This is a genomic window from Streptomyces sp. NPDC051940 (assembly GCF_040680895.1).
Lineage (GTDB): Bacteria > Actinomycetota > Actinomycetes > Streptomycetales > Streptomycetaceae > Streptomyces.
In genome coordinates this window covers 32,054-49,210 of record NZ_JBFAXR010000064.1, presented here as the reverse complement: position 1 = coordinate 49,210, position 17,157 = coordinate 32,054, and the positions used below count along the sequence as shown (strand labels likewise).

Genomic DNA, 17,157 nt, shown 5'->3' with positions numbered 1-17,157 from the left:
TTTCCGCTGGCACGCCGCCCCCACCCCCCCCCCCCCCCCCCCCCCCGCCCGCGCCCCCCCCCCCCCCCGCCGGCGCCGCGTCCGTGTGGCGGCGGCTGCGGTCGCGGCCCTCGGCCGTCGCCGCGGCCGCCGTGCTCGGGCTGCTCGTCGTGCTGGCCCTCGCGGCGCCGCTGCTCGCGGCCCTCGAGGGCCAGACCCCGAACGCCTTCCACGACGACCTCGTGGACTCCGCCCGCGGCGGCGTGCCGCTCGGCTCGTTCGGCGGCGTGAGCGCCGACCACTGGCTGGGCGTCGAACCGGGCACCGGACGCGATCTGTTCGTCCGGCTGCTGTACGGCGCCCGGATCTCGCTGCTCGTCGCCGCCGGGGCCACCGTGCTGCAGCTCGCGATCGGTATCGCGGTCGGGCTCGCCGCGGGGCTGGGCAGCCGGTTCGCCGACGGGCTGCTGGGGCGGATCACCGACGTGATGGTGGCGCTGCCGATGCTCGTCATCGCGATCGCGCTCACCGCCGTCGTCAGCGAGGACTTCCCGCGGCCGCTGCTGCTGGTCCTCGTCCTCGGGCTGCTCGGCTGGGGCGGCACCTCGCGGGTCGTGCGGGCCCAGGTACTGACCCTGAAGAAGCTCGACTTCGTGGCCGCCGCCCGGCTCGGCGGCTCCGGCCGCTGGCGGGTGGCGCGGCGCGAGCTGCTGCCGTCGCTGGCGGCGCCCGTCGTCACGTACGCCTCGATCCTGCTGCCGTCGAACATCGTCGCGGAGGCGTCCCTGTCGTTCCTCGGCATCGGTGTGAAACCGCCGACGCCGAGCTGGGGGCAGATGCTGTCCAGCGCGCAGACGTGGTTCCGGGCGGACCCGACGTACGTCCTGCTGCCGTCCGCGCTGCTGTTCGTCACCGTGCTCGCCTTCACCGTGCTGGGCGAGGCGCTGCGCGGCGCGCTCGATCCGCGCGAGGCTAGCCGGCTGCGGGTGGGGACGCGCTCCGGTTCGGGCTTCGGCTCGCGTTTGGGCTCGCGCTTCGGCTCGGGCTTCGGCTCGCGCAAGGTCCGTAAGGGGAAGGCCGTATGACCCGCTATCTCATCCAGCGGCTGGCGGCCGCCGTCCTCGTGGTGCTGGTGCTGTCCGTCGTCGTCTACGCGCTCTTCTACCTCGTCCCCGGCGACGCGGCGAAGATCGCCTGCGGCGAGAAGTGCAGCCCGCAGCAGGTCGCCCAGGTGCGCACGCAGCTGGGGCTCGACGAGTCGGTGTACGCCCAGTACGGGCACTTCCTGCAGGGCCTCTTCGCGGGCCGCGACTTCTCCACCGGTACGGCCGTGCTGCACTGCGACGCGCCGTGCCTCGGCCTGTCGTACCAGACGGACCAGGAGGTCACCGGGCTCATCCTGGAGCGGCTGCCCGCCACGGCGTCCCTCGCCTTCGGCGCGATGACCGTCGCGCTCGTCATCGGCATCGGTACGGGCGTGCTGTCCGCGGTCCGCCGCGGCGGGCTCACCGAGCGGGGGCTGACGCTGCTCACCCTCGCGGGCACGGGCATGCCGGTGTTCATCCTGGGGCTGCTGCTCCTGATGGCCGTCTGCGCGTATCTGCAGTGGCTGCCCTTCCCGTCGTACGTCCCGCTCACCGAGAACCCCGAGCAGTGGGCGTGGAACATGCTGCTGCCGTGGCTGACCCTCGGCCTCTTCGAGAGCGCCAAGTACGCCCGCCTCACCCGCACCGCGACGCTGGAGACCCTCGCCGAGGACCACATCCGCACCTTCCGCGCGTACGGCGTGGGCGAGCGCTCCGTCGTCGGCCGGCACGCGCTGCGCGGCGCGGTCCCGCCCGTCGTCGCGCTGAGCGCGCTCGACCTCGGAACGATGATGGGCGGCGCGGTGCTCACCGAGTCGCTCTTCGGCATCCCGGGGCTCGGCAAGACCCTCATCGACAGCATCCGGGACATCGACCTGCCGGTCGTCGTCGGCGTGGTCCTGGTCATCGGGGCCGCCGTGGTCCTGGCGAACGTCGTCGCCGACCTGCTGTACGCACTCGCCGACCGAAGGGTGGCCCTCGCATGAGCCTGGTCTCCGTATCCGGACTGACCGTCGACTTCCCGGTGGGGGAGGGGCGTACGGTCCGCGCGGTCGACGACCTGTCGCTGACCCTGCCGCCCGGCGGCGCGCTCGGCATCGTCGGCGAGTCCGGCTCCGGCAAGTCCACGGTCGCCGCCGCCCTGCTCGGGCTGCACCGCGGCACGGGGGCGGCGGTGTCCGGCGCGGTCCGGGTGGCGGACGTCGATGTCCAGTCGGCGGACGAGTCGCAGCTGCGCCGGCTGCGGGGCGGGCTGGCGGCGATGGTCTTCCAGGACCCGCTGTCGTCCCTCGACCCGTACTACGCGGTCGGCGACCAGATCGCCGAGGTCTACCGCGTCCACCACGACGCCACGCGGCGGGCGGCGCGAGCCCGCGCGACGGAGGTCCTGACCCGGGTCGGCATCCCCGACGCGGTGCGCCGCGCCCGCTCGCGCCCGCACGAGTTCTCGGGCGGCATGCGGCAGCGGGTCCTGATCGCGATGGCCCTGGCGTGCGAGCCGCGGCTGCTGATCGCCGACGAGCCGACGACGGCCCTGGACGTCACGGTCCAGGCCCAGATCCTGGACCTCCTGCACGACCTCCGCGCGGAGACCGGCATGGGCCTGCTGCTCGTCACGCACGACCTGGGCGTGGCGGCGGGAAACGTGGACGACCTGCTGGTGATGCGCGCCGGCCGCGCGGTCGAACGGGGCCCGGTGTCCCGGGTACTGGGCGCTCCGGCGGAGGCGTACACGGCGTCGCTGCTGGCGGCGGTACCCCGGATCCCGGCCGGGGCGGCCGGGATCTTGTCCGGGGCCGAGCAGGCGGTTCCGGCGCCCGGGGACGAGGGGCGAGGGGCACCTACAGCCCGGCCGGCGTTTGAGGCCGAGGCGCGCAGCGCCGATGAAGCCCGGCCGGCGTCTGAGGCCGAGCGCCGCAGGCGCGACGCGGCCGCAGGCCGCCCCCGCCGGGACGGCGAACCCCTGCTCGAACTCACGGACGTAACCCACGAGTTCCGCCAACGGCGCACCCGCACCACGGCCGTGGAGGCCGTGACCCTGACCCTCCACGAAGGCGAAGCCCTCGGCATCGTCGGCGAGTCCGGCTCCGGCAAGACCACCCTCGGCCGCCTGATCGTCGGCCTCCTGGAGCCCACCGCGGGCGCGATCGCCCACCGCGGCGACCCCCGCACCCGCATCAGACGCGACGTCCAGATGGTCTTCCAGGACCCCGCCTCCTCCCTCAACCCCCGCCGCAGCATCGGCGACTCGATAGCCGACCCGCTCCGGGCGGCCGGCACCGCGGAGGCGGAAGCGCGCGCCCGCGTGACCGAGCTGCTCGAACGCGTCGGCCTCGACCCCGCCGCGTACCACCGCTACCCGCACGAGTTCAGCGGCGGCCAGCGCCAACGCGTGGGCATCGCCCGCGCCCTCGCGCCCGAGCCGCGGCTCCTCGTCTGCGACGAGCCGGTGTCCGCCCTGGACGTCACGACCCAGGCGCAGATCATCGCCCTGCTCGCGGAGCTCCGCCGCGACCTCGGCCTGTCGCTGGTCTTCATCGCCCACGACCTGGCCGTGGTCCGCCAGGTCAGCCACCGTGTGGCGGTGATGCGCCGCGGCGCGGTGGTGGAGGAGGGCCCCGTGGACGAGGTGTACGCCAACCCCGCCCACCCCTACACCCGCGCCCTGCTGGCCGCCGTACCGGATCTCGATCCGCGGCGCGCGGCCGAACGCCGCCGGGCGCGGCGCGAGCTGGCCACGGAGACCGCGCACGCCGCGGACGGGGCGCCGGAACAGCCTGTTCCCCAGCTCGCTCACACGTCCTAAGCGCCTCGAACGCTCCGCGCCGGGGAAAGTTACGCCCATTCACCCCTTCCGGTGGTGCGGCGGACAACCGTCCGCCGCACCACCCGTACCCCCGAATACCTTCCTTCCACCAGCGCGTCGCAGCTGGCACGGCGTAAGGACGAGGGGGTGTTCGCGTGCGTATCGCACTGCTCGCCGAGGGCGGCTATCCGTATGCCGCGGGCGAGGGAAGAGTGTGGTGCGACCGGCTCGTACGGGGCCTGTCGGACCACGAGTTCGAGGCGTACGCGCTGTGCGCCGACCCCGCGCTCGACGAGGGCGGCCTCGGCGCCCTGCCCGCCCACGTCCGCGCCGTGCACCGGGCCCCGCTGTGGTCCGAGCCCGAGGCCGCCGCGCCGTACGGCCGGCGCGCCCGGGACCGGTTCGCGGAGTCCTTCGCCGAACTGGCGGGCGCGATCGCCGCGGACGCCCCGGCGGAGGACCGTTTCGCCGACGGCCTCTACGGACTGGCCGCACTCGCCCTCGACGAGGGCCCGGGACTGCGGCACGCCCTGCGCTCCGAGCTCCCCCTGCGGCTGCTCGAGGCCGCGTGCCGCGCACCCGGGAGCGCGCGCCTCGTACAGGCCGCGCGCGCCGTCGACCTGCTCGCCGCGATGGAGCATCTCGTGCAGGCGCTGCGCCCGTTGTCGCTGCCCTGGTACGGGCCCGGCGAGCTGGGCGGCGCCGATCTGTGCCACGCCCTCTCCGGCGGTACGGCGGCCCTGCCCGGGCTGGTCGCGCGCTACGCGCACGGCACGCCGCTGCTCGTCACCGAGTACGGGGTGCGGCTGCGCCGGCACTACCTCGCCGAGGTCCCCGGCGACGTACCGGCCCGCGCCCTGACCGCCGGCTTCGAGCGGCGGCTCGCCGCCGAGGTGTGCGCCCGCGCGGACCTGCTCACCCCGGGCAACACCCACGCGCGGCGCTGGCAGGAACGCCTGGGCGCGGCGCGCGAGCGGCAGCGGACGGTGTACCCCGGGATGGAGGCGGACCGCTTCACGGACGTCGGCGAGGCGGGGCTGCCGGGCGAGGACACCGCGGCGGAGGGGCGCACGCTCGTGTGGGTCGGCCGGATCGAACCGGCCAAGGACCTGATCGCCCTGCTGCACGCCTTCGCGGAGATCCGCAAGGAGGAGCCCGAGACCCGGCTGCTGCTCGTCTCCCAGGGCGGTGTCCCCGACTACGAGGCGCACTGCCGCGCGCTCGCCGCCCAGCTCTTCCCGGACGAGGCGGCCGGCGCGCACGAGGTCGGCGACAACCCGGTCTCCTTCGAGGAGACCGGCGGACCCGAACTGCCGGACCTGGCCTCCGCGTACGCCTCCGGCGAGGTGCTCGTGTCGTCCTCCGTGGTGGAGGGCTTCCCGGGCGGGCTGGTCGAGGGGATGTTCTGCGGCCGGGCCTGCGTCTCGACGGACGTCGGGGCGGTACGGGAGGTCATCGGCGGTACGGGGCTGGTGGTCCCGCCGCGCAACCCCCGTGCCCTGGCGGACGCGTGTCTCGCGCTGCTGCGCGACGCCTCGCGCCGGGCGCGGCTCGGCGCGGCCGCCCGCGCGCGGGCGGTGGAGCTCTTCACCGTCGACCAGAACATCGCCGCCTTCCGCGGCATCTACCTGGAGCTGATGTCCCACCGCCGGGTGCCTCCGCGGTGGGGCGCCGAGCCGCGCCCCTTCGAGCACCCCGCGGAGGCGGCGGTCCCCGGCCGCTGGGCGGGCGGCCGCCTCCCCGGCTGGCGCCAGGGTGGCCTCTCCCCGCGCGCGGCGGTCCCGCGCTGGTCGCGTACGAGGGACGACGCGGGTCTCGAGCCGGTGGGCGCCCTCCCGCAGGCGGCGGGAGGCGAGAGCCGATGACGACCCCCGACCCCACGTCTGCGGACACCCCCCTCGACGCGCGCTTCGACGCCCTCCGCGCCACGCTCGACGACTACGCGGCGGGCCGCGGCCTCCCGGGGGAGCCCCCGGACGCCCCTGCGGAGGACGCCGCCAAGCCGACGGACGCGTACGCGTACGCCTTCGGCAGCGGGGACACGGACGCGGAAGGGGGGCCGCTCACCCCGGCCGGGGGCGGGCTGGCACCCATGGAGGACCTGGAAGGGCCCGAGGACCGCGCGCCCGCGGGGGGTGGGCTGTCGCCCGTGGAGGGGGCGGATCGGCCCGAGGATCTCGCGCCCGCGCGGGGTGGGCTGGCGCCCGTGGAGGGCCCGGAGGGGCTCGAGGATCTCGCGCCCGCGCGGGGCGGGCTGTCGCCCGTGGAGGGGGCGGATCGGCCCGAGGATCTCGCGCCCGCGCGGGGCGGGCTGTCGCCCGTGGAGAGGGGTGAAGGGCCCGAGGGGCCCGTGGCCGCTGGTGCGCCGGAGGGCGTGGATCCGGACCGTGGGACCACCGCGTCGGACGGCGCGGAGTCGGCCGATGCGTCGGGGCACGACGGATCGTCCGCCTCAGCAGTGGAGTCCGCGGACACGGCGGAGCCCGCCGACCGCTCCCGCCCCGCCTCGCCAGTGCCCTTACGCCGGGCGGACGCACCCGACGCCGCCGCGACGGACCACGGCCCCCGGGACGCCGACCAGCACGGTGACCACGCATCCCTCACGGCCACGGACACCGATCCAGCCACGGGTGGGCGGGCGGGCCACACCCCCGCGCCGAAGGCGCGGCCAGAGAACCGCACCGACGAGCGCGACCCGGCCGCGGACGACCGCCCGCAGGGCAGCCGCACCGACGAGCGCGACCCGGCCCCGAACGCCGCCCCGCAGGGCGCCCGCACCGGCGAGCGCGACGCCACCCCGGACGACCGCCCGCAGGGCGCCCGTGCCGGGGACCCCGAACCGCCGCAAGGCGCCCGCGTCGACAAGCCCAAGGCCGTGCGGCGGGGCCCCGCCGACCCCGTCCGTACCCTGATGCACCGGCACAAGGACCTCTGCTCCCGGGCCGTCGACCCCCTCGAGATCGCCGCCGCCCTCGAGGCCCAGGGGGTCACCGACCGCACCGCGGCCTCGTACCGCCATCGCGATGTCTTCAGCCTCGCCGAGGAGCTCTTCGCCCGCACCCACCGCGAAGCCCCCCGGCACCGGCCCGCCCCGCCGCCGCGCGCGCTGGAGCCGGTGCGCGACGCGCTGCCCGCCGTCGCCGCCTGCCTGACGGCGCTGGCCGCCGTCCGTGCCGCGGGTACCGCGCAGACCGTCCTGGTCGTCGCCGGAGCCGTCGCCGTGACCGCGGCGCTGCGGCACGCGCTGGCCCGCGGCCCCCTGCGCGCGGAGCCGCTGCCCGTACGGGCGGTCTTCGCCGTAACCGGGCTGCTGGCCTATCTGCTGTACGGCGACTGGCTCCTGGACGGCGTGCTCTCGGGCGCCGCCGGCGCGGACGACCTCACCACCGGCCCCGCGAGCACGGCCCAGGCCGTCGCGGGGAGCGCCGCCGCCCTCGCGGCCGCGATCCCGGCGGCGACCGCGGCCACGCGCTGGTTCACCGCGAAGGCGGCGAACGCGCTGCGCGCCAGCCGGGATCTGGACGAGTTCGCCGCCCGGATCCGCCCCCTGCTCGCCGCCACCACGGCGATGGCCGCCGCCGCGATCCTCACCCTGCAGCTGATCGCCCGGGGCATCGCCGGCGGCGGCACCGGCACCACCGTCTCGGCGACCGCGCTCGGCGTCGCCCTCTTCCTGGCCCGGCTGCTCGCCGTACACCGGCACGCCCGCCCGGCCGCCACCGTCCTGGCCTGGACGGCCGCCCTCCAGGCCACCGTCCTGCCGCTCGCCGTCGCCGCCCGGCTCCCGGGCCTGGGGGCCGTCGGCCGTCCCGTCGAGCTGCTCGTCGGGGCCCAGGGACCCACCGCCGTACCGGCGGTGTTCAACAGCGTCGCGGCCGCCGCCCTGCTGACCCTGGCGGCCGTGTCCCTCACCCGGGCCGCCGCCCACCGGAGCACCGCGCTCCCGGCGGCCCACACCGCTCACCGCACCACGGACCGTCGCAAGGAGCAGAACACCATGTCCGCCGCCACCCACCCGCACGACCCACGACCAGCCCTCCCGGCTCAGGGAGGCAACCGATGAGGGTCCTCCTGCTCGGGGCGAACGGCTTCATCGGCCGCTATGTGGCCGACCGCCTGCTCGCCGACCCGGCCGTCCAGCTCACCACCCTGGGCCGCGGCGACGACGCCGACGTCCGCTTCGACCTTGCGTCCGGCAGCCCCGGCGCGCTCACCCGGTTCCTGGACGCCGTCCACCCCGGCGTGGTGATCAACTGCGCCGGGGCGACCCGGGGCAACGCCAAGGAGCTGATCCGGCACAACACGGTCGCCGTCGCGACGGTCTGCGAGGCGATGCGCCGCGCCACCGTCAGCCCGCGCCTGGTGCATCTGGGCTGCGGCGCCGAGTACGGCCCGTCCCAGCCCGGTTCGTCCACCGCGGAGGACGCGCTGCCGCGCCCCGGCGGCCCGTACGGCGTGAGCAAGCTCGCCGCCGGCGAACTGGTGCTGGGCTCCGGGCTCGACGCGATCGTGCTGCGGGTCTTCTCGCCCGTCGGCCCCGGCACCCCCGCCGGCTCCCCGCTCGGCCGGCTCGCGGAGGCGCTCCGCCGCGCGATGCAGCAGGGCGACGGCGATATGAAGCTCAGCGGTCTGGGCGCCCAGCGCGACTTCGTGGACGTACGCGACGTGGCGCGCGCCGTGCACGCCGCCTCGCTGTCGGCGGCCCAGGGCGTGGTGAACATCGGCAGCGGACGCGCCGTCCGGCTGCGCGACGCGGCCACGGCGCTTGCCCGGATCGCGGGCTACAACGGCGCCCTGCACGAGCTCGACTCGGGTCTGGGCCGCGGCATCCCGGCGCAGAGCGGTTCCGCTGAACAGACCGGTGCCGCCGCCGCGTACCCCTATCCGGACGGATGCGGCGCCTGGCAGCAGGCCGACGTGCGGACGGCGCGCGACCGGCTCGGCTGGCGCCCGCGCATCGGGATCGAGGAGTCGCTCGCGGACATCTGGATGGAGGCGGCATGCCGAATCTGAAGTCCTCCGGCAAGCCCGGCGCACTGCAGCCGCTGCGCCTGCCCGTCGCGCCGGACTCCGGGGAGGTCCGGCTCGGCCTCGGAGTCCCCGGCTACGCGCACCCGCTGGTCGCGCCCATGGAGTGGGGTGAGCTGACCCGTACGCCCCGGGCCCTGCACTGGTCCGTGCTGAACGTCGCGAACGGTCCGGGCGTACGGCCCGATCCGCACTGCCTGCAGGCCGCCGGCGGTCTGCGCTCGGCCCGGGTGCGGCTGCTGGGGCATCTGGACCTGCGCTGGGGGCGGCGCCCCTTCGGGGAGCTGGTGACGGACGCGCACCGGTATCTGGAGTGGTACAAGGTCGACGGCTTCTATCTGGAGCGCTGCCCCGGCGAGCGCGGTCTGCTGCCGGACGTGCGCCGCACCACGACGACCCTGGGCGCCCTCGCGCCCGGCGCGCACATCGTGCTGGCGCACGGCACACACCCCTACCCCGGGTATGTGGAGGCCGCGGACCAGTTGGTGACGTTCGCGGGTCCGTGGACGCGTTATCGCTGGTCGCAGGTGGCGGAGTGGACGGCCGAGTACCCGGCCGAGCGCTTCGTGCACCAGGTGCACGGCGTGCCGCGCACGCATCTGGAGGAGGCGATGCGGATCGCCCGCTGGCAGGGGGCGGCCACGGTCTACTTCACCGACCGCCGCGGCTGGGAGGCCATGCCCGCCTACTGGGACGAAATCGTCTCGCGTATCGGACGGCATGTCTCGGAATGAGAGGAGGCGTGGCAGTGTTACGGGAAGAACAACTGTGCTCTCACACGCTACGGAGTCCCCGTGTCGCTGCCACCCTTGGTCGAGCCGGCCGCTGAGCTGACCGTCGATGAGGTCCGCCGGTACTCGCGTCACCTGATCATCCCGGACGTCGGGATGGACGGCCAGAAGCGGCTGAAGAACGCCAAGGTGCTCTGTGTGGGCGCCGGCGGTCTCGGCTCTCCGGCGCTGATGTATCTCGCGGCGGCCGGTGTGGGCACGCTCGGCATCGTCGAGTTCGACGAGGTCGACGAGTCGAACCTGCAGCGGCAGATCATCCACTCCCAGGCCGACATCGGCCGCTCCAAGGCGGAGTCCGCCCGCGACACGGTCGTCGGCATCAACCCGTATGTGCAGGTGAACCTGCACGAGGAGCGCCTCGACTCGTCCAACGTCTTCGAGATCTTCTCCCAGTACGACCTGATCGTCGACGGTACGGACAACTTCGCCACGCGCTACCTGGTCAACGACGCGTGCGTGCTGCTGAACAAGCCGTACGTCTGGGGCTCGATCTACCGCTTCGACGGCCAGGCGTCCGTCTTCTGGTCCGAGCACGGCCCCTGCTACCGCTGCCTGTACCCGGAGCCCCCGCCGCCCGGCATGGTCCCGTCCTGCGCCGAGGGCGGCGTGCTCGGCGTGCTGTGCGCGTCCATCGGCTCCATCCAGGTCACCGAGGCCATCAAGGTCCTCACCGGCACGGGCGACCCGCTGGTCGGCCGGCTCATGATCTACGACGCCCTGGAGATGCAGTACCGCCAGGTCAAGGTCCGCAAGGACCCCGACTGCGCGGTCTGCGGCGAGAACCCCACGGTCACCGAGCTCATCGACTACGAGGCGTTCTGCGGCGTCGTCTCCGACGAGGCGCAGGCGGCGGCCATGGGCTCCACGATCACTCCGAAGCAGCTCAAGGAGTGGATCGACGACGGCGAGAACATCGACATCATCGACGTCCGCGAGCCCAACGAGTACGAGATCGTCTCGATCCCCGGCGCCCGGCTGATCCCGAAGAACGAGTTCCTCATGGGCAGCGCCCTGCAGGACCTCCCCCAGGACAAGAAGATCGTCCTGCACTGCAAGACCGGCGTCCGCAGCGCGGAGGTCCTCGCGGTCCTGAAGTCGGCGGGCTTCGCCGACGCGGTCCACGTGGGCGGCGGCGTCATCGGCTGGGTCCACCAGATCGAGCCGGAGAAGCCGGTCTACTGACCGTCCGGAGCACCTGCGAGCGCCCTTCCGCCGTACGGCGGGAGGGCGCTTCGCGTTCTCTGCGGTCCCGGTGCGCGCTCCTCAGTCCCGGTGCGCGGCCCCGAGCCGGGCGCGGAACGCGGCGAGGTGGGGCTCCGCGTCCGGTACGACGGTCCGCAGGGTGTCCATGGCGACGCGCAGCTCGCGGGTGTCGTCGCGACCGGGGCCCGTGGCCAGGAACCCCGTGAGGGCGCCGTCGGCGTCCTGCCACCCGCCGGTCAGGCAGCGTACGAGGAAGAGGTTGCCGAGGTCGGAGACGTCCGGCCGGTCCTGAGCCAGGGCGCCGCCCAGCAGCCGCAGCGTGTGCGCGACCTGCGCGTCGCGATCGGCATGGCCCAGGGCGTACAGGACGACGGAGAGCTCGTAGTGCAGCCAGACGCTGTCCGGGTCGGCCGCGGCGGCCTCCCGCAGCGCGGTGAGCGCCTGTTCGTACCGTCCCGCGTACCGGTGGACGACGCCCGCCCCGGCCAGGGACTGGACATGGCCGGGCTCCAGTTCGCGGACACGGCGGAAGTCGGCCAGCGCCTCGTCGTAACGCCCCGCCAGACGGCGGCCGTGGGCCCGGTGGAACAGGATCCACACGCTGTCCGGGGTGATCTCCAGCGCACGGTCGAGATCGGCCAGGGACCGTTCACCCTCCCCCATGGCCTGGTGCAGCAACGCACGGTGGGCGAACGCCCAGGCGTACTCGGGATCGAGTGCGACGGCGCGGTCGAGATCGGCGAGGGCCTCGGCCCGGCGTCCCAGCTCCTTGTACGCGACCGCCCGGTTGGCCAGCGCCCAGCCGTTGTCCGGTTCGAGTCGCAGAGCCTCGTCGAAGTCGGCCAGGGACCGGCCCGCCTCCCCCGCCATCCGGAGCAGGACGCCGCGCTGGGCCAGGGCCCAGCGGTAGTCGGGCTCCAGCTCCAGGGCCTGGTCGAAGTCGGCGAGTGCCCGGTCGTAGTGCTCCATCATGCGGCGGGTGAGGCCCCGGTTGGCCAGCGCCCACGCGTACTCGGGGTTGAGCTCGACGGCGCGGTCGAAGTCCGCCAGCGACTTCTCGTACCGCCCCAGCGAACGGAAGGTCGCACCGCGGCTTCCCAGCGGCGTGGCCCAGTCGGGGCGCAGCGCGATCGCCCGGTCGAGAGAGGCCAGCGACTCCTCGTACCTGTTCATCATGCGCAGGGTCTCGCCCCGGCCGGAGTGCGCGTTCGAGCGCTCCGGCTCCTGTCGCAGCGCCGCGTCGAAGTCGGCGAGCGCCTCCTCGTGCAGCCGCATCATCCGGTACGTGGTGCCCCGGCCGACCAGGGCGCGCACCGAGTCGGGCCGCAGCTCCAGCGCCGCGGTGTAGTCGGCCAGCGACTCGGCGGGCCGGTCGGTGTGGCGGAGGGCCCGGCCGCGCACCGTGAGCGCCAGGGGCAGCCCCTCCTCGTCGAGCGCGGCGCGGTCCAGCAGCCGCGTCAGCACCGCCGCCGTCGGTTCCGGCTCCTCCAGCGCCGAGCCCAGGAGCGCGCCCCACCTCCGTACCACCTCCGCGTCCGCGTCCTCGCCCGCCCGCCCCAGCGCCGCCACCCAGCGCCGCAGTACCGCGGCGCCCTCGTCCGCCGCGTCGACCAGCTCCCGCAGTGCCGCGGGCAGTGCGCCGCGCGGATCGGCGCACAGCCGGTGGTAGGTCTCCTGGAGGCGGTGGGAGCGCCAGCGTTCGTCCTCCCACCAGCCGTCGCGCGGCGGCGTGCCCTCCTCCAGGGCGAGGCGCCGGTCGCGGAACATGTCCGCAAGCGCCGTGTGCCGCTCGCGCCACGATTCGTGCGACTGCCGGCGCCGCAGGCGGAGCATCGCGGTGCGGACCACGTCGTGGTAGCGCATCCGGCCGCCGCGGTCGTCGACGAACGGCATCGACCGCAGCCAGCCGAAGAGTTCACCCGCCCCGTCCTCGCCGACGGCGGACCCGAAGACGTCCTCGTCCAGCTCCTGCGGCAGCGCGGCGGCCAGCGCGGCCGCCCGACGGGCCGGGTCCGTCTCCCACTTCAGGAAGCGCTCCACCGCCGTGCCGCTCGGATCACCCACCTCCTCCGCCGCCGCGGGACGCGCCTCGGCGAGCGTGGACAGCAGCACCGGCAGCCGGCCGGACAGCCGCAGGACCACCTCGACGACCCGCTCGTCCGTGATCCCCTTGGCGGTCAGGTACTGCCGGGACTCCGCCTCGGTGAAGACCTCCAGCGGAAGCTCGGTGATCAGGTCCCGCCAGTCGCCCCAGCAGTGCGCGTCCAGCTGCCGCTGGCCGGCCAGGACCACCAGCACGTTCGCCGGGACCTCCCCGTACCGGGCGTCCAGCAGCAGATCGCGCAGCCATACGTCCAGCAGCGGGCCGGTGCGTTCGTACGTGTCGAAGAACAGGACCGTCCACGGCCGGCGGCGGCAGTGCTCGGCCAGGCCCTCCAGGAACACCGGCGTCAGCACCCGCAGCGGTGACAGCACCAGCTGGACGTCGTCGTGGCTGCGCAGCCGCGCGCTGAGCGCCGTCTTGATCCGGTCCGCGCCCACGGCCAGCTGCTGCGGGTCCATCGCGCCGGCGACGGCCCCCACCCCGGGGATGAGGCCGAGACCGGCCAGGGACAGCTGGGAGGCCACCATGCTCCCCGCGGACGGGGCCGGCGCCCCCGGGCCCGGATCGGCCACGGGCACGGCGGCCGCCTCGTGGCGGCGCTGCCGGTAGGTGTCCAGGCGGCGGTCGAAGTCCCTCAGCTCCAGGCCCTGGCGGGCCAGCTGGGTGCTGACCTGCTCCATCGCCTCGACGGCGTCGGCCGCCGACTCGTCGACGTACGCCGTGACCGCCCCGGCGTCCCGCGCCGCGCTCTCCAACTGGCGTACCAGCGTGGACTTGCCGACGCCCGCCGGGCCGCGGATGTGGAACAGGAACTGGGCGCTGGCCTCGGGTGGGCGCCCCAGGGTGGCGGTGAACGCCGCCAGTTCGCCCCGCCGTCCCACGAACGCGCCCTGCCGCCACCGCCGGATCAGCTCCCGCCGCGACGGGACGGACCCTCCCGCCATCCCCGTGTCCCCTCCCTCACGCACCGCGGGAACCAGTGTCACCCGCCTGCCCGCTCAGCCGCAGGTCGTTCCCGGCGCCGGGAGCGTGCCGCGCAGGAAGTAGCCGTCCACCGCCCCCGTCACACACCGGTCGCCCGTGCCGTACGCGCCGTGGCCCTCGCCCTCGTACGTGAGCAGGACGCCCGTGCCCAGCTCCTCGACCATGCGCAGGGCGCCCTCGTACGGCGTGGCCGGGTCGCCCTTGCCGCCGACCACGAGGATCGGCGGGGCGCCGGGGGCCGAGACGTCCGGGTCGTCGGACTCGCCGCGGACCGGCCAGTCGGCGCACCAGCCCGCCGTGTCCCAGGCCAGGTACGGCCCGAAGACCGGGGACGCCGCGCGGAACTCGCGCAGGGACGCCTTCGCCTGGGCGGGGGTGGGGCGCTGGGCCGCGTCGGCGCAGTCGACCGCGCGCTGGGCGTGCATCTGGAGGCCGTAGCGGCCCGTGCCGTCGCGGTCGTTGTAGGAGTCGGCGAGGGCGAGCAGGGCGTCGCCCCGGCCCAGTTGCGCCCGCGTCAGCGCGTCGCTCAGGGTCAGCCAGCCCGACTTGTCGTACAGCGGCGCGACGATGCCCGTCAGGGCCAGGCCCTCGGTCAGTTTCCGGCCGCTCGCCGTGGGCAGCGGCTTCGCGTCGATACGGCGCAGCAGGCGGGCGATACGGGCCGTGCCGTCCGCCGGGTCCTGGCCGCGCGCCCTGAGGAAGTTGTCCAGTGCGCGCTGGAAGCCGATGGTCTGGTTGAGGGCGTGGTGCGTCATGTCTGCGGTCGGGTCGACGATCGCGTCGATCGTCATCCGGCCGACCCGCCGCGGGAAGAGGTGCGCGTACACGCCGCCGAGCTTGCTGCCGTACGAGAAGCCGAAGTAGTTCAGCCGCTCGTCGCCCAGGACCTGGCGTATCAGGTCCATGTCGCGGGCCGCGTCGGAGGTGGCGACGTGCGGGAGGACCCGTCCGGAGCGCGTGCCGCAGGCGCGGTTGAAGCGGCCGGAGGCGCGCAGGAACGCCCGCTCCTCGGCGGCCGTGTCCGGCGTCGGGTCCGTCGCGAAGAACGCGTCCAGCCCCTCGTTCGGCAGGCACCGCACCTGCGAGCTGCCCGCGACGCCGCGCGGGTCGAAGCCGACCAGGTCGTAGCGCTCCCGCAGCCCTTCGAAGAGCCGCGCCGTCCGCGGCAGCGCGCGCACGCCCGAACCGCCCGGTCCGCCGAAGTTGAACAGCAGCGAGCCGATGCGCCGGTCCGCGTCGCGGGCCGCGGCCCGGATCAGCGCGATGCCCAGCGTCGCGCCGTCCGGATCGGCGTAGTCCAGCGGGGCCTTGAGGGTGGCGCACTCCCAGCGCGTGCCGTCCGCCAGCCGCCCCGGAGGCTCCCCGCCGCCGGCCGGGGACCCGCACGTCCGCCAGTCCAGCCGCTGGCCGGTGAGCGCGCCGGGCAGCGCGGGGCGCCCCGCGGGGGAGCCGGCCGTGGCCTTCGGCCGCGCGGGCTCCTTCGCGCCCTCACCGCCCGTGCAGGCCGCGGCGGCGATCAGCAGCAGCGCGGCGGCCGCCGCGAGCCGGACGCGGGATCGTACGGGCATCTACCGGCACTCCTTCCCGTCCCGCGGGACCTTCCCCTGAAGGAGATAGTCCTCGACCGTCCCGTCCACGCAGTCCGACTGCCCGTACGCCCCGTGGCCCTCGCCGTGGTACGTCAGCCGCACGCCCACGCCCAGCTCGCGGGCCATCCGGGCCGCGCCCTCGTACGGGGTGGCCGGATCGCCGGTGTTGCCGACCACCAGGATCGGCGGGGCCCCCGGCGCGTCGACGCGCAGGTGCGCGGAGTCGCCCTCGACCGGCCAGTCCGTGCACGCCAGCAGGCTCCAGCCGAGCAGACCGCCGAACACGGGCGCCTCCCCGGCGAACGCCGCCGCCTGCCGCCGCGCCTGGGCGGCCGTGAAACGCTCGGCGGAGTCGGCGCAGTTGACGGCGAGGTTCGCCGGGCCCTGGTTGCTGTAGTCGCCGTCGTCGGACCGTTCCATGTAGAAGTCGGCGAGCGCCAGCAGGATCCTGCCCTGCCCCCGGCCGGCCTCCTGCAGCCCCTCGGTCAGATACGGCCACGACTCCTTGGAGTACAGGGCCGCCACGATGCCGGTGACCGCGTCGCCCTCGGTGAGCCGCCGGCCGCCGGACGCGGGCAGCGGGTCGGAGTCGACGCGGTCCAGCAGCGCCAGGATCCGGCGGCGGCCCTCCGCGCCGCCCGGCCCCGTGGGGCAGTCGTCGCCCTCCTCCTCCGCGCAGTCCGCCATGTAGTCGGTCAGGGCCAGTTCGAAGCCCTTGGCCTGGGCGAGGGAGGAGGCGACGGCGTCCTGCGTCGGGTCGACCACCGCGTCGAAGACCGCGCGGCCCACGCGTTTCGGGAAGAGATGGGCGTACACGCCGCCGAGTTCGGTGCCGTAGGAGATGCCGAAGTAGTGCAGCTTGTCGTCGCCGAGCGCCGCCCGTATCCGGTCCATGTCGCGGGCGGTGGCGGCGGTGGTCAGGTACGGCAGGAGGTCGCCGGAGTTCTTCTCGCAGGCGTCGGCCTGCTCACGGGAGGCGGCCAGCGCCTCGCGCTCCTCCGCGGCGTCGTCCGGAGTGCCGTCCACCGTCCGGTAGTCGTCCGTCTCCTCGTCGTCCAGGCAGTGCACCGGCGCGCTGGCGCCGACGCCGCGCGGGTCGAAGCTGACCAGGTCGTAGCGGCCGCGCAGCTTCTCGTACTCCTCCGCCAGCTGGGGGAGGAGCGCCACCCCGGAGCCGCCGGGGCCGCCGAAGTTGTACACCAGCGAGCCGATCCGGCGGCCGGAGTCCTTCGCGCGGGCGCGGATGAGGGCGATGCCGATCTGCTTCCCGCCGGGTTCGCCGTAGTCCAGCGGCACCTTCAGCGTGGCGCACTCCCAGCGGGTGCCGTCCGCCAGCCGTCCGGGGGCGTCGCCGCCGCCCTGCTCGGGGGTGGGGCGGCCGCAGCGCTTCCAGTCGAGGGAGGACGGCGCGGCGCCGGAGGCGGAGGGGCGGCTGTCGTCCGGGGCGGAGTCCGGACCGGGGGAGTCGTCCGTACAGCCGGCGGCGAACAGGGCCAGGGCGACGGCGGGGCCGAGCAGACGAACGGACCGTGATATCGGCATGGCGCCGAGGGTAGTCCGCCGGACCGAAAGACCGGCGGTGGGTGCG

General features: G+C 75.2%; 11 protein-coding genes. 8 read left to right on the top strand and 3 right to left on the bottom strand.

Annotated features, from left to right (window positions below):
* Positions 1-83 precede the first annotated feature (83 nt).
* From AB0M28_RS23860 to moeZ, 8 genes are all read left to right on the top strand, one after another.
* The gene (locus tag AB0M28_RS23860; RefSeq protein WP_365408380.1) at positions 84-1,064 is read left to right on the top strand and encodes an ABC transporter permease; all 981 of its coding nucleotides are present in this window, start codon (positions 84-86) and stop codon (positions 1,062-1,064) included.
* Positions 1,061-2,050, top strand: coding sequence for an ABC transporter permease (locus AB0M28_RS23855; RefSeq protein WP_365408377.1), 990 nt, complete (start codon positions 1,061-1,063; stop codon positions 2,048-2,050). The genes AB0M28_RS23860 and AB0M28_RS23855 overlap by 4 nt, the downstream gene beginning before the upstream one ends.
* Entirely contained in the window at positions 2,047-3,870 is a 1,824-nt protein-coding gene (locus tag AB0M28_RS23850; protein WP_365408374.1) for an ABC transporter ATP-binding protein, read from the top strand. Before AB0M28_RS23855 ends, AB0M28_RS23850 begins: the two co-directional genes overlap by 4 nt.
* A 155-nt stretch (positions 3,871-4,025) precedes the next feature.
* Positions 4,026-5,735, top strand: a complete 1,710-nt coding sequence (locus tag AB0M28_RS23845) for a DUF3492 domain-containing protein (protein WP_365408371.1) — start codon at positions 4,026-4,028, stop codon at positions 5,733-5,735.
* The gene (locus tag AB0M28_RS23840) at positions 5,732-7,933 is read left to right on the top strand and encodes a hypothetical protein (protein ID WP_365408368.1); all 2,202 of its coding nucleotides are present in this window, start codon (positions 5,732-5,734) and stop codon (positions 7,931-7,933) included. The genes AB0M28_RS23845 and AB0M28_RS23840 overlap by 4 nt, the downstream gene beginning before the upstream one ends.
* The gene (locus AB0M28_RS23835) at positions 7,930-8,883 is read left to right on the top strand and encodes an NAD-dependent epimerase/dehydratase family protein (RefSeq protein WP_365408365.1); all 954 of its coding nucleotides are present in this window, start codon (positions 7,930-7,932) and stop codon (positions 8,881-8,883) included. The genes AB0M28_RS23840 and AB0M28_RS23835 overlap by 4 nt, the downstream gene beginning before the upstream one ends.
* The gene (locus AB0M28_RS23830) at positions 8,871-9,632 is read left to right on the top strand and encodes a spherulation-specific family 4 protein (RefSeq protein WP_365408362.1); all 762 of its coding nucleotides are present in this window, start codon (positions 8,871-8,873) and stop codon (positions 9,630-9,632) included. The genes AB0M28_RS23835 and AB0M28_RS23830 overlap by 13 nt, the downstream gene beginning before the upstream one ends.
* 60 nt (positions 9,633-9,692) lie before the next feature.
* A complete protein-coding gene (gene moeZ / locus AB0M28_RS23825; protein ID WP_365408359.1) occupies positions 9,693-10,871 on the top strand; it encodes an adenylyltransferase/sulfurtransferase MoeZ in 1,179 nt (392 codons plus the stop codon).
* Between the two features lie 81 nt (positions 10,872-10,952).
* Here the strand turns inward: moeZ and AB0M28_RS23820 are convergent, their stop codons facing one another.
* The 3 genes from AB0M28_RS23820 to AB0M28_RS23810 are packed head-to-tail and all read right to left on the bottom strand — an operon-like array spanning position 10,953 to position 17,111.
* A complete protein-coding gene (locus AB0M28_RS23820; RefSeq protein ID WP_365408356.1) occupies positions 10,953-13,940 on the bottom strand; it encodes a tetratricopeptide repeat protein in 2,988 nt (995 codons plus the stop codon).
* Positions 13,941-13,994: 54 nt separating this feature from the next.
* Positions 13,995-15,548 carry an alpha/beta hydrolase gene (locus AB0M28_RS23815; protein WP_365408353.1) on the bottom strand — a complete coding sequence of 518 codons (1,554 nt, stop codon included), beginning with the start codon at positions 15,546-15,548 and terminating at the stop codon, positions 13,995-13,997.
* On the bottom strand, positions 15,549-17,111 hold the full coding sequence (locus AB0M28_RS23810; protein WP_365408350.1) for an alpha/beta hydrolase: 1,563 nt from the start codon (positions 17,109-17,111) through the stop codon (positions 15,549-15,551).
* Between the last annotated feature and the right edge of the window lie 46 nt (positions 17,112-17,157).

Excerpts from the sequence above, each read along its gene's own strand:
- AB0M28_RS23855 (WP_365408377.1), top strand. The coding sequence starts at position 1,061 with ATGACCCGCTATCTCATCCAGCGGCTGGCGGCCGCCGTCCTCGTGGTG.
- AB0M28_RS23850 (WP_365408374.1), top strand. The coding sequence starts at position 2,047 with ATGAGCCTGGTCTCCGTATCCGGACTGACCGTCGACTTCCCGGTGGGG.
- AB0M28_RS23840 (WP_365408368.1), top strand. The coding sequence starts at position 5,732 with ATGACGACCCCCGACCCCACGTCTGCGGACACCCCCCTCGACGCGCGC.
- AB0M28_RS23835 (WP_365408365.1), top strand. The coding sequence starts at position 7,930 with ATGAGGGTCCTCCTGCTCGGGGCGAACGGCTTCATCGGCCGCTATGTG.
- AB0M28_RS23830 (WP_365408362.1), top strand. The coding sequence starts at position 8,871 with ATGCCGAATCTGAAGTCCTCCGGCAAGCCCGGCGCACTGCAGCCGCTG.
- AB0M28_RS23820 (WP_365408356.1), bottom strand. The coding sequence starts at position 13,940 with ATGGCGGGAGGGTCCGTCCCGTCGCGGCGGGAGCTGATCCGGCGGTGG.
- AB0M28_RS23815 (WP_365408353.1), bottom strand. The coding sequence starts at position 15,548 with ATGCCCGTACGATCCCGCGTCCGGCTCGCGGCGGCCGCCGCGCTGCTG.
- AB0M28_RS23810 (WP_365408350.1), bottom strand. The coding sequence starts at position 17,111 with ATGCCGATATCACGGTCCGTTCGTCTGCTCGGCCCCGCCGTCGCCCTG.